The sequence below is a fragment of the Micromonospora maritima genome, from assembly GCF_902825405.1.
GTDB classification, from domain to species: Bacteria; Actinomycetota; Actinomycetes; order Mycobacteriales; family Micromonosporaceae; genus Micromonospora; species Micromonospora maritima.
Map to the genome: position 1 here is coordinate 1 of NZ_CADEAU010000136.1, position 11960 is coordinate 11960.

Genomic DNA, 11960 nt, shown 5'->3' on the forward strand with positions numbered 1-11960 from the left:
GCCGACGCCTGGCGGGACCCGAGCCCGATGGTGACCGCCGCACAGCCGGCCGAGCCGGCGAGTCCCCGCCCGACCCCGCCGGCCGCCTCCTCCGCCGCCCCGACGCCGACAGGTGCCGACGTGCGGCGGGTCTTCCCGGTCCGGGCCGGCAACGTCGACTACCACCCGACGCACGGCGGCTATCCGGGCACCGACCTCTTCGCCGACTGCGGCGAGCCGGTCGTGGCGGTCACCGACGGCGTGGTCCTGGAGGTCAGCCGGGTGGACCGGTTCGACAGGCGCGGGCCGCTCGGGCCGAACAACGGCGGACTGTCGGTGTCTCTGCTCGGCGACGACGGGGTGCGCTACTACGGCTCCCACCTGAGCGCGATCACGGCCGGCGTCGACGCCGGCGTCCGGGTGCGCGCCGGCCAGCAGCTCGGCAAGGTGGGCCGCACCGGCAACGCCAACAACGTCTGCCATCTGCACTTCGGGCTCTCGCCGAGGTGCACGGGCAAGAACGACTGGTGGATCCGGCGGGGTGTGGTCTGGCCGGCGCCCTACCTGAACTCCTGGCGCAAGGGCGGCAACCGGTCGCCGGCCGCCGAGGTCACCGCCTGGCAGCGCAAGCACGGCTGCCCGACGTCGCCTGGCGGGTCCACCGCGGGCGGCTGAGCCCGACCCCGCGGTGCGGGGCCACCCGCCGGGCGGCGCGAGCGCGTAGGTTCCAGGGCATGACTGCCCGGGATCCCATCGCCGACCTGCGCCGGATCGCGTTCCTGCTGGAGCGGGCGAACGAGGCCACCTACCGGGTCCGGGCGTTCCGCTCGGCGGCCGCGGCGCTCGGCGCGCTGCCCGCAGGCGAGGTGGCGGAGCGGGCCCGCACCGGCAAGCTGACCGAGCTGGCCGGCGTCGGCGACGTGACCGCCCGCTGCGTCGCCGAGTCGCTGGCCGGCGAGGAACCCGTCTACCTGCGCCGGCTGGTCGCCACCGAGGGCACCGACCTGGACGAGGAGGCGGCGCGGCTGCGGGACGCGTTGCGCGGCGACTGCCACACCCACTCCGACTGGTCCGACGGCGGCTCACCGATCGAGGAGATGGCGCTGGCGGCGGTCGAGCTGGGGCACGAGTACCTGGTGCTCACCGACCACTCGCCCCGGCTCAAGGTGGCGCGGGGCCTCACCGCCGACCGGCTGCGCCGGCAGCTCGACCACGTGGCCGCCGTGAACGAGGCGCTGCCGAAGGGCTTCCGCATCCTCACCGGCATCGAGGTCGACATCCTCGCCGACGGCTCGCTCGACCAGGACGACGAGCTGCTCGCCCGGCTGGACGTGGTGGTCGGCTCGGTGCACAGCGGCCTCAGTGACGACCGGGCGCGGATGACCCGCCGGATGCTGGCCGCGATCGCCAACCCGCACCTGGACATCCTCGGGCACTGCACCGGCCGGATGGTCTCGTCCCGGCCGGCGGGCGTGACCGGGCCGGGCGACCGGGGCCACCGGGCCCGCACCCGCAAGGAGAGCGAGTTCGACCCGGACGCCGTCTTCACCGCCTGCGCCGAGCACGACGTGGCCGTCGAGATCAACTCCCGGCCGGAGCGGCAGGACCCGCCGAAGCGGCTGATCCGCCGGGCGCTGGAGGCCGGCTGCCGGTTCGCGATCAACACCGACGCGCACGCGCCCGGGCAGCTCGACTGGCAGCGCTTCGGCTGCGAGCGGGCGGCGCGCTGCGGCGTACCGCCGGACCGGGTGGTCAACACGTGGACGGCCGACCGCCTGGTGAAGTGGACGGCGGGCCGGGGCTGAGTGGTCAGGCCCGGGCGGCCGGCTCGGCCGCCCGGGTGGCCGGGACCACCGGCTCCGGCCGGCGGCGCCGGCCGAACAGGCCCTGCGCGACCGCCACCCCGACCAGCACCACGAGCGCGCCGACCGGCTGGTGCCAGTTCATCCGCTCGCCGAGCACCACCGCGCCGACCAGCACCGCGAACACCGGGATCAGGTACGTCACGGTGGACGCCGTGCTCGCCCCGGCCAACCGGATGTTGCGCATGTTGATCACGAACGCCAGCCCGGTGCCGAGCGCGCCGAGCGCGAGCACGCTGGCCACCACCCGCAGCGACAGACCGGTCGGCACCGGCGGCGCCCCCGCCGCCAGCGGCGCGACGAGGGCGAGCTGCGCGGTGGCCACGAGCAGTTGCGCCGCCGACAGCGACAGCCCGGAGTGGGTGCTGCCCGCGATGAACTTCTTCTGGTACGGGATGGCCAGGCCGTAGCAGGCCGCCGCGCCGAAGCACATGAGCTGGCCGGTGAAGTGGGCGCCGCCCACTCCCTCCCAGACACCGAGCACCACCAGCACGCCGACGAAGCCCAGCCCGAGCCCGACGGCCCGCCTGACGGTCAGCCGCTCGGTGCGGAACACCAGCACGGCCAGCGGCAGCACGATCAGCGGCGTGGTGGCGTTCCAGATGCCGGCCAGCATCGACTCGACCCGCTGCTCGCCGAAGCCGAAGAGAGTGAACGGCAGCGCGACACCGAACGCGGCCACCACCATCATGTGGGCCCAGACCCGCGGCTCGCGGGGCAGCCGGTCGCGCAGCACGGCCAGCACCACAAGCAGCGTGACCGCACCGGTGGCGACCCGGTAGAGGGTGAGGTGCACGGGGTGCAGCTCGGTCACCCCCACCTTGATGAACAGGAAGCTGGACCCCCAGATGGCGGCGAGCGCGACGAACCCCGGCAGCCAGCTCCGCAGCGGCGCGCGGTCAGGAGTGGTCTCGACTGTCACCCCTGACACTCTGCCCCTGGGGTACGACGATGTCGCGCGAAATTCGGACGCCGTGTCGACCGCCACAGCAACCGCCCTACAGTGGAGACGTTGACCAGCCGAGGAGGTGACACGTCGATGGCCATGCCCACCCCTTTCGATCCGCTCGTCGATTTCGACGGGATGTGGACCACCGAGCTCGCCGACCGTTACCTCCCGTTGCGCGAGCTGCCGAACGCGCGCTACGAGTGCATCGACGGAAGGCTGGTCATGACCCCCGCCGAGACCGGCACCAACAGCTATGCCGAGGGCGAGCTGCTGCATCTGCTCAAACCTGCGGCGAAGGAGGCCGGCTACTACGTCTTCGGCCAGGTGAACCTGACCTTCAGCCCGGACCGCTGGATCCAGCCCGACCTCACCGTCCTGCACGCGCTGCCCGAGACCGACCAGGACGATCGCTGGATCCCGGTGCGGCTGTGCACCATGGCGGTCGAGTTCGTGTCGCCCGGCAGCCGCCGTCAGGACTTCGTGGACAAGCCCCGCCGCTGCGCCGAGGCCGGCGTGCCGTACTTCATGCGGGTGCAGGTCGTCCGCCAGATCCGTCATGTCGGCGTCGAGTTCCTCACCTTGCGCGACGGCGGCTACGTCAGCACGGCGCAGGCGGTCAGCGGTCAACGGCTCAAGCTGGATGCACCCTTCACGATCGACTTCGATCCGGTCGAGCTGCTGCCCTGAGCCGTCCGGTCGCTTCCCCGGACACGGCAATCACGGTCGACACCGGGGTGGCCCGGTCACGTAGGGTCGCCTCGTGGGACAAATCGATGACCTCGCCAACCGGTACGTGGCGGAGTGGGCTCCGCTGAGCCCGACCGGCGCCACCTACGTCGGCATCGCCGGCTACGACGACCAGCTCGACGACCTCTCCCCGGACGGCTACGCGGCCCGGGCGGACCTGGTCCGGCGCACCCTGGGCCAGCTCGACGTGACCGAGCCGGAGACCGAGGCGGAGCGCACCGCCAAGGAGGCGATGCAGGAGCGCCTCGGTCTGGAGCTCGCCCGGCACGACGCCGGTGAGACCACCAGCGAGATCAGCGTGATCGAGAGCGGGCTGCACGAGATCCGGATGGTCTTCGACCTGATGCCGACCGACGGCGAGGAGGCGAAGTCCAACGTCGCCACCCGGCTCAACCGCTTCGCCTCGGCGCTGGAGGGCTACAAGCGCACACTGCGCGAGGCGGCCGCCGAGGGCCGGGTCAGCTCGCGGGTGCAGCTCGTCGAGGTGGCCAAGCAGTGCGACATCTGGGTCGACCCGGAGGGCGACAACTTCTTCCACGGCCTGGTCGAGCGGCTCGACGCGGACGGCACGCTCGGCGCGGAGCTGCGCAAGGGCGCCGCCGCGGCGACCGCCGCGACCGCCGAGTTCGGTCAGTTCCTCCGCACCGAACTGGCCCCGGTGGGGCGGGAGAAGCAGGCCGCCGGCCGCGAGCGCTACGAACTGGCCTCGCAGTACTTCCTCGGCGCCAAGGTCGACCTGGACGAGACGTACGCCTGGGGGTTCGCGGAGCTGGCCCGCCTGGAGGCCGACATGCGGATCGTGGCCGGGCAGATCGCCGGTCCGGGCGCGACTGTCGACGAGGCCGTCGCCGCGCTCGACGCGGACCCGGCGCGGACCGTGCGCGGCAAGGAGGCGTTCCGCGACTGGATGCAGGAGCTCGCGGACAAGGCGATCACCGAGCTGAACGGCACCCACTTCGACATCCCGGAGCAGGTTCGCCGGATCGAGTGCCGGCTGGCGCCGACGAGCGACGGCGCCATCTACTACACCGGCCCGAGCGAGGACTTCTCCCGCCCAGGGCGGATGTGGTGGGCGGTGCCGCAGGGCATCACCGACTTCTCCACCTGGCGCGAGGTGACGACCGTCTACCACGAGGGCGTGCCGGGCCACCACCTCCAGGTCGCCCAGACCGCCGTCCGGGCCGACCTGCTCAACCGCTGGCAGCGGCTGCTCTGCTGGGTCTCCGGGCACGGCGAGGGGTGGGCGCTGTACGCCGAGCGCCTGATGGACGAGCTGGGCTACCTGGCCGACCCGGGCGACCGGCTCGGCATGCTCGACGGGCAGGCGCTGCGCGCGGCCCGGGTCATCGTCGACATCGGCATGCACCTGGAGCTGGAGATCCCGGCGGACAACCCGTTCGGCTTCCACCCGGGCGAGCGCTGGACGCCGGAGCTGGGCTGGGAGTTCATGCGGGCGCACTGCCGGGTGCCGGACGAGAACCTGCGTTTCGAGCTGAACCGCTACCTGGGCTGGCCGGGGCAGGCACCCTCGTACAAGGTGGGTGAGCGGATCTGGTTGCAGGCGCGGGAGGAGGCGAAGGCCCGCAAGGGCGCCGACTTCGACCTCAAGGAGTTCCACCGCCAGGCGCTCGACCTGGGAGCGCTGGGGCTCGACCCGCTGCGCCGGGCGCTGGCCCGCCTCTGAGCACGGCGACGGCCGGGAGTCGGAGTTCCTCCGGCTCCCGGCCGTCGCGCTGTCCGCGCCGGTCAGGCCAGGTCGACCCGGAGCACCGGTCGGGCGGTGAGCGACTTCGACTTCTCGTACGCCAGCTCGATCACCGGGTCGGTGAAGCTGATCGGGATCGGCGAGGTGATCGGGATGCCGTCCGGGAAGGGCAGGTCCGGCGTCAGCGTGATCTTGATGCCGAGCAGGTACCCGACGAACCGGGTGGCGTAGAAGGCGACGTCGCCCTCGACGGTGAGCCGGTCGGTCACGTACCGCTGCTTCTTGCCCGCCGGGCCGCTGGCCAGCAGCGTGAAGTCGTCGGTGACCGCCTTGTCCATGGTGAACTTCAGGCACTTGAGCGTGCCGTCGCGGGTGGGCAGTTCGACGATGCCCTCGAAGCGCAGCCCCGTCATCGTGACCTTGGACCCGGTGAGCCGGGACGGGGGGTCGGCGACGAGCGGCTGGTTCGGGTCGGCCGCCAGCTTGGGCAGCGGCTTGCCCTCCTCGACCGGCTTCGGCTTGGTCGGGGCCGGCTTGTCCTCGTCGCAGTCGGCGCCCGGCTCGGCCGTGGTCGACGGCTTCACGCTGCCGCTGGGCTTCGGCGTGGCGCTCCCGCTCGGGGTCGCCGCGGCCTTGGCCTCCGCGGACGCCGACGCCGACGGCGACGGCGACGGCGACGCCTCGTCGTCGCCACCGGTGAACAGGCCGGTGATGCCGTCGACGATGTCGGTCAGGAGGTTGCCGTCCTCCTCCTCCGGCGCCGGCTCGGCCGGCGCGGTGGTGCTCGGACTGGCCGACGGGGACGCCGTCGGGGTCTTCGAGGCGGACGGCTTGGGTGCCGGGGCCGAGGTGGTCGGGCAGGCCGCCGGCGCCGCGATCGCCGGCCGTTCGTCGCGGACCGCGATCAGGCCGGCCGCGGAGACCGCGAGGACCAGCAGGATCGCGTACGCCCGGGGCGGCTGCCCGGGGCCGCGCGGCGCGTCCACGGGCGGCGCGTCCACGGCAGGTTCCGCCGGGGCCGACTCGCGCAGCGGGTTGCGCGGCTCCGGCAGGGTGTCGGTGAGCACCCCGGTGGTGTCGTCCTCCCGCTGCCGGGGCAGCAGCTCGTCGACCAGGGCCGGCTCCGGCTCGTCGACACGCTCGTCGACGGGCTCCTCGACCGGCTCGTCGTCGGTCGGTTCCGCCGGGGGCGCGTCGGCGGCCGGGCCCTTGCGCGGCACCCAGGCGAAGCCGAGCGCGCTGCCGACCATGCCGAGCAGCAGGCCGATGAAGAAGCCGCCGAGGTTCACGCCGATCAGCGAGTAGAGCGCGGTGATCGCCGCGACCACCGCGTAGAACATGCGCTGCGCCGGGCTGAACCAGAGCAGCATGCCGCAGGCCACGAGGATGGTGGGGATGAGCCAGGACAGGAAGCCGGTGGGCCCCATCTGGAAGGTGAGGCCGTTGAGGCTCAGCTGGGTGGTGGCGAAGATCTCCAGGCCGGCCAGGGTGGTGAAGAGCCCGCCCCAGAACGGCCGCGCCCGGCGCCACCGGCGGAAGCCACGCCACGCCTGGCCGAGCCGACCGGGCCGGGCCTGCTGCGTTTCGGCGGTTGTCACGTACTCCTCCTGGCGGTGCTGACGGGGTGAGACATGGTCGAGGCCCGCGGAGGGCGCCCTCCGCGGGCCTCGAGTTCAGATCAGAAGCATTCCTTGGCGTCCTTGCCCACGTTGACCTTGAGCTTCAGGCCGTTGAGGGTGAAGACGCCGGCGCTGGTGGAACGGGCCACCTGCTCCAGGTCCGTGATGGTCACCGCGTCGGCGCTCTGGCCGAAGGACTTCGGCACGACCTGCTGCGCCGGGTTCATGTCGGCCGCGTCCCGGCCGATCTTGATGTTCTCGAACCGGGCGTCGCCCTCGAGCGAGTCCATGTCGATCAGCAGGTTGGTGGCGGTGGCCGGCTTGCCGCCGCCACCGGCGTTGATGGTCAGCACGATCGGCACGCCCGGGATGCTGGCGTTGACCGACTGGCAGAGGTCGTAGAGCTTGGCGTCGGCGATCTCGGAGACGGCGACCGGGTGCTGGGTGCCGTCCGACTCCTTGGCGATGCCGCCGTACTGCTTGAAGCCGGTGCCCTCCAGCTTCGAGGCGCCGACCTTGAAGGTCTGGCCCGACACGGCGAACGAGGCCGCGATGGCGCCGTTGGCCATGCCGAGCACGATGCCGCCGGCCACGACGGTCGCCGGCACCATCACCGCGGCGAAGCGCCGCCAGCGGGTGCCGCCACTCAGCTCGCGGTTCTGCGATTCACTCACAAGGTCCTCCTCGACGGGGGTGCGTCTCCGGACGCGGGACGCGACGCGGGACGGGAAAGCTGCGGGGCGGCGCGGGTGCCGTTGTGCCGAACGGGCCGCGCGGTCGCGGATTGGATGCTCTCGCGAAGCGACAGACCTCACAAGCCCCTTGCTACTGACGGGTAACACAGCTGTGGTATCAAGATCGCCTACGGTTACCATCGGTTAACGTCCCGGCGACAAGCGGGCCAGGGCAAACCGGCGCTATTACGACACGATGGCGCAGAGGTTTCACCTGTGGTAGCCGTCACCTGTAAACATCACAGTTCGATAACGGCCAGCTGACAAGCCGCTGAGGGTGAGGTGCCGATCACCCGTCCGGCCGGCCCGCGACGACGACCGGAGACCGGTCAGCTCCGGCCGTCCAGCCACGACCCCAGCAGGTGGCGGTCGATCGAGTCGATCCGGCCGAGCGGACGACCGGCGTCGACCCGGGCGCGCAGCTCGTCCCGGCTGAACCAGCGCGCCTCCACCACTTCCTCGCCGTCGACCCGCACCTCCGTCGACGCCGCCGTCGCCCGGAAGCCGACCATCAACCCGGCCGGAAAGGGCCACGCCTGCGAACCCTGGTAGGCCACCTCGCGCACCGGGACCCCGGCCTCCTCGGTCAACTCCCGCCGGACCGCGTCCTCCAGGCTCTCGCCGATCTCCACGAACCCGGCAAGCAACGACCAGGAGTCCTCGCCGCCGCCGCGGTGCCGGGCCAGCAGGCAGCGCTCCGGCTCGCCGGGCGCCCGCACCAGGACGATCACCGCCGGCTCGATCCGGGGGAAGAGCAGCCGGCCGCACCCGTCGCCGGTGCAGGTCCGGGTGTGCCCGCCCGCCCCGGCGACCGTCGTCGCACCGCACGCGCCGCAGAACCGCTGGCCCCGGTGCCAGTGCAGCAACCCCTTCGCGTACGCCTGGACGGCCGCCTCGGCCGCCCCCAGCCCGCCCACGAGGGCCCGGACGTCCACCGCGTCGACGGCACCGGCCAACTCGCGGGCCTCGGCCTCGGACCGGCCGGAGAGGTCGGCGGCGAAGACCGCCCGGCCCTCCTCCAGCCCGAGGAAGACCGTCTCGTCAGCGGCGGCGAGCAGGGCCGCCGCACCGGCCACCGCCTGTCGCACCGGTCTCCGTCCGGCGTCGACGAGGCACCGGTCCCGCCACAGCGGCAGCACCACGCTCTCCGGATCGGCCGACCGCCCGGCCAGCCAGGCCGGATCGCCGCGCAGCTCCGCCGCCCGGTCCAGCCACCCACCGCCGTACGCGGCCACCACCCGGTCATCCGTCCGCACCCGCCCACCGTGCCACGACCAGCGGCGGAGCGTGGGCCCGAAACGGGTGACGGGTACGACACCGGCACCCGCCCGACACGACTGCCGGCCGGAGACTCCCGACCGGCTCGAGCGTTGGTTACCGTAGGTGTCTCCCGCGGGGGAAGCGGTCCCCGCGTGTCTTTCCGATCGAGGTTGCAGTGACGATGTACGGCGAGAAGATGCCGGCTGCCGACGACCGGCCCACCATCAAGGTGGCGGCGGTGAGCTGGCCCGGCGTCGAGATGGAGCCGGTCGCCACACCGCCCGACACCAGCGGCGGGGAGAAGCCGAAGCGGTCCCGGCGCGCCCGGCTGCTGCTGACCGGCGGGCTCACCGCCGCCGTGCTCGCCGCGGGTGTCGGTGTCGGCGCCTACGCGTACGCCGGCGACGTGCCGCGCGGCACCACCGTGCTCGGCACCGAGCTGGGCGGTCGGAGCCGGGCGGACGCGGCCCGGGAGCTGCGCGCCGCGCTGGAACGCCGCGCCGACACGCTGAACGCCCCGCTGACGGTGACCGTGGGCGCGAAGAAGGCGGAGCTGAACCCGGCCGACGTCGGGCTCGCCATCGACGTGGACGCCACCGTCGCCGCCGCCGCGGACGCCGAGGCCCACGCGGTCAGCCGACTCGTCGGGTCCCGCTCGGTCGAGCCGGTGGTGACGGTCGACCCCGCCCGACTGGAGGCAGCCCTGCGCAAGGCGATGGGCTCCCAGGGTCGGGAGATGACCATGCCGGCCATCATCTGGACCGGCACCACCCCCAAGCCGGTCTACCCGAAGCCGGCGCTGACCGTGGACGCACCCGGCGCGACGGAGGCGGTGAAGTCGGGCTGGCTCGCCGCCCGGCCGGTCACCGTGCCGCTGGTCGAGAAGTGGCCGGCGACCACCCGCGAGGAGGTCGACCGGCTCGTCGCCGAGCTGGCCCGGCCGGCCGTCTCCGCACCCGTCACGCTCACCACCGACGGCGGGTCGGTGACCATCCCGCCCGCCGCCATCGCCCGGTCGCTGCGCTTCTCCACCGACGAGGCCGGGACGCTCACCCCCCGGGTCGACGTCAAGCGGCTGCGTGCGGCGCTCGGCGGCAAGCTGGCCACGCTCGAGGTGGAACCGCGCGACGCGGGGCTGACCATCAGCGGCGGCAAGCCCAAGGTGGTGCCCAGCCGCGCCGGCCGCCAGGTCGACGCCGCCGCGCTCGGCCCCGCTCTGCTCGCGGTGCTGCCCAGGTCGACCGGCCGCTCGGTCACCGCCGAGCTCAAGCCGGCCGCGCCGGAGCTGACCGAGGCCGCGTTGGCCGAGCTGGGCATCAAGGAGCGGGTCTCCACCTTCACCACCCGCTTCACCGGCGGTCTCTCGTCCCCGCGCAGCCAGAACATCGTCCAGGCCGCGAAGGACGTGGACGGCACGATCGTGAAGCCGGGGGAGACGTTCTCGCTCAACGGCCACACCGGTGAGCGCGGCTACGACCAGGGCTACCAGGACGCGCCGACGATCGTCGGCGGAAAGCTGGTGCCGGGGGTGGGCGGCGGCGTCTCGCAGTTCACCACCACGCTCTTCAACGCGACGTACTACGCCGGGTTGCAGGACGTCGAGCACAAGCCGCACTCGTTCTACTTCAGCCGCTACCCGGCCGTGATCGAGTCGACCATCTACTGGCCCCAGCTCGACTTCAAGTTCCGCAACAACACGCCCCACGGCGTGCTCATCGACACCTCGTACACGTCCAGCACGATCACCGTGTCGATCTGGAGCACGAAGATCTACGACAGCGTGAAGACCGAGTACGGCCCGCGCCGCGACATCACCCAGCCGAAGACCGTCTACCTCAAGCCGGGCCCGGACTGCATCGCCGCGACCGGCAGCGTGGGGTTCGCGCAGGACGCGTTCCGGGTCATCAAGAAGGACGGCAAGGTGATCAAGCGGGAGAAGTTCAGCTGGCGCTACGACCCGGAGCCGCGCTTCATCTGCGCGCCCGAGCCTGGCGCCTGACCCCGACGCGACGAGGCCCCGCCCGGCAACCGCCGGCGGGGCCTCACGCTGTCGTGGACGGTCTCTCAGGGTCGCGCCGCGGCCAGGCCCTCCCGCACGCCGTCCGCGTCGCGGTCGGTGCCGTAGACCGGGGTGTCCGGCTGCTGACGCCAGCTCTCGTCCAACGTGCCGGCGTCCACCGGGTCGAAGCCCAGCTCGTCCACCAGCCCCATGACGATCCGCTTGGCGTCCGCGTCGTCACCGGCCACCGGCAGGGCGATCCGGCCCGCGGTGCCCGCCGGCTTGCCGTTGTCCATCAGGTGCGCGGCCTGGATGTTGTTGAAGACCTTCACCACCCGGGCGCCCTTGAGGTGGTCCGCGGTCCAGCGGCTGGAGCTGAGGCTCCGGTCCAGCAGCTCCGGGATGTCACCGTCGCGCTGGGCGTAGTAGTTGTTCGCGTCGACCACGAGCTTGCCGTCGAAGAGCGCGGCCGGCAGTTGCGGCACCGCCTTGAGCGGGATCGCGATCACCACCAGCTCCGCACCCTGGACGGCCTCCTCGAGCCCGGCCGCCCGCGCGCCCGTCTCGGCGGCGAGGTCGGCGAGGCTCTCCGGCCCGCGCGAGTTGGCCACCGTCACGGCGTGGCCGAGTGAACTCAGACGACGGGTGAGGGTGCCCCCGATGTGCCCCGACCCGATGATTCCGATCTCCATGCCCACTCCTGTACCCCGGCCGGTCCGTCCCGATCGCGAACCCGCCGTACGCCACGTCACGTTTCCGCAGCCGCCAGGGCGGCAGGACGCACGGAGGGATCCCTGATCGACGGTACGAGAAGCGGTGGCCCGTCGTGCTGTTTCGCGGGGTTACCGAGCCGTTCTGTGTCGGGCAGGCGCGGCACCACCTCGGGACGGGCCCGGTCGTGGCCACGACCGCCCGCCGGCGGCCAGGGCTGGAGCGGTGACCACGCACGCCGCTCGCGCCGATCTACGGCCCAACGGTTGCAGAAATGCGTCAGGGCCACCCCTTTCGGGGTGGCCCTGAGCTGAAGATTGTCCGGCGGTGTCCTACTCTCCCACACCCTCCCGAGTGCAGTACCATCGGCGCTGGAGGGCTTAGCTTCCGGGTTC

The 11960-nt window shown here is 72.8% G+C and carries 9 protein-coding genes, 1 rRNA gene and 1 pseudogene; 5 read left to right on the forward strand and 6 right to left on the reverse strand.

Annotated elements, in window-relative coordinates; all coding sequences use genetic code 11:
- Positions 1-27: 27 nt before the first annotated feature.
- Together HUW36_RS14855 and HUW36_RS14860 are read left to right on the forward strand one after the other, a co-directional pair.
- Positions 28-654 (forward strand): M23 family metallopeptidase, encoded by a 627-nt coding sequence (locus HUW36_RS14855; protein WP_425487238.1) that lies wholly within the window; start codon positions 28-30, stop codon positions 652-654.
- 59 nt (positions 655-713) lie between these two features.
- Positions 714-1784, forward strand: coding sequence for a PHP domain-containing protein (locus HUW36_RS14860; protein ID WP_174528705.1), 1071 nt, complete (start codon positions 714-716; stop codon positions 1782-1784).
- Here the strand turns inward: HUW36_RS14860 and HUW36_RS14865 are convergent.
- Positions 1667-2763 (reverse strand): annotated as a pseudogene (locus HUW36_RS14865) (DMT family transporter); the annotation flags it as partial. The gene HUW36_RS14860 and the pseudogene HUW36_RS14865 sit on opposite strands and share 118 nt — an antisense overlap.
- A gap of 117 nt (positions 2764-2880) precedes the next feature.
- Between HUW36_RS14865 and HUW36_RS14870 the strand changes: the two are divergent.
- A complete protein-coding gene (locus tag HUW36_RS14870) occupies positions 2881-3477 on the forward strand; it encodes a Uma2 family endonuclease (protein ID WP_098747452.1) in 597 nt (198 codons plus the stop codon).
- A 73-nt stretch (positions 3478-3550) separates the two neighbouring features.
- Positions 3551-5221: a DUF885 domain-containing protein gene (locus HUW36_RS14875; protein ID WP_174528707.1), complete on the forward strand. Its 1671-nt coding sequence runs from the start codon at positions 3551-3553 to the stop codon at positions 5219-5221.
- Between the two features lie 62 nt (positions 5222-5283).
- Here HUW36_RS14875 and HUW36_RS14880 read toward each other — a convergent pair whose 3' ends face one another.
- The 3 genes from HUW36_RS14880 to nudC form a co-directional block, all read right to left on the reverse strand.
- Complete coding sequence (locus HUW36_RS14880) at positions 5284-6840, reverse strand: DUF6114 domain-containing protein (protein WP_174528708.1); 1557 nt, start codon at positions 6838-6840, stop codon at positions 5284-5286.
- 80 nt (positions 6841-6920) lie between these two features.
- Positions 6921-7472, reverse strand: a complete 552-nt coding sequence (locus HUW36_RS14885) for a DUF6230 family protein (protein ID WP_174528711.1) — start codon at positions 7470-7472, stop codon at positions 6921-6923.
- A gap of 452 nt (positions 7473-7924) precedes the next feature.
- Positions 7925-8851: an NAD(+) diphosphatase gene (gene nudC, locus HUW36_RS14890; protein WP_174528709.1), complete on the reverse strand. Its 927-nt coding sequence runs from the start codon at positions 8849-8851 to the stop codon at positions 7925-7927.
- 185 nt (positions 8852-9036) lie between these two features.
- Here nudC and HUW36_RS14895 point away from each other — a divergent pair, with 185 nt between their 5' ends.
- The gene (locus tag HUW36_RS14895; RefSeq protein ID WP_174528712.1) at positions 9037-10854 is read left to right on the forward strand and encodes a VanW family protein; all 1818 of its coding nucleotides are present in this window, start codon (positions 9037-9039) and stop codon (positions 10852-10854) included.
- 65 nt (positions 10855-10919) lie between these two features.
- Here the strand turns inward: HUW36_RS14895 and HUW36_RS14900 are convergent, their stop codons facing one another.
- Both HUW36_RS14900 and rrf read right to left on the reverse strand, forming a co-directional pair.
- Positions 10920-11546 (reverse strand): NADPH-dependent F420 reductase, encoded by a 627-nt coding sequence (locus HUW36_RS14900; protein ID WP_174528710.1) that lies wholly within the window; start codon positions 11544-11546, stop codon positions 10920-10922.
- A 338-nt stretch (positions 11547-11884) separates the two neighbouring features.
- A 5S ribosomal RNA gene (gene rrf / locus HUW36_RS35135) occupies positions 11885-11960 on the reverse strand; the annotation flags it as partial.

What these genes read in the sequence shown, in the direction of transcription:
- HUW36_RS14855 (WP_425487238.1), top strand. Translation starts at nt 28, where the DNA reads ATGGTGACCGCCGCACAGCCGGCCGAGCCGGCGAGTCCCCGCCCGACC.
- HUW36_RS14895 (WP_174528712.1), top strand. Translation starts at nt 9,037, where the DNA reads ATGTACGGCGAGAAGATGCCGGCTGCCGACGACCGGCCCACCATCAAG.
- HUW36_RS14860 (WP_174528705.1), top strand. Translation starts at nt 714, where the DNA reads ATGACTGCCCGGGATCCCATCGCCGACCTGCGCCGGATCGCGTTCCTG.
- HUW36_RS14900 (WP_174528710.1), bottom strand. Translation starts at nt 11,546, where the DNA reads ATGGAGATCGGAATCATCGGGTCGGGGCACATCGGGGGCACCCTCACC.
- HUW36_RS14870 (WP_098747452.1), top strand. Translation starts at nt 2,881, where the DNA reads ATGGCCATGCCCACCCCTTTCGATCCGCTCGTCGATTTCGACGGGATG.
- HUW36_RS14885 (WP_174528711.1), bottom strand. Translation starts at nt 7,472, where the DNA reads ATGGTGCCGGCGACCGTCGTGGCCGGCGGCATCGTGCTCGGCATGGCC.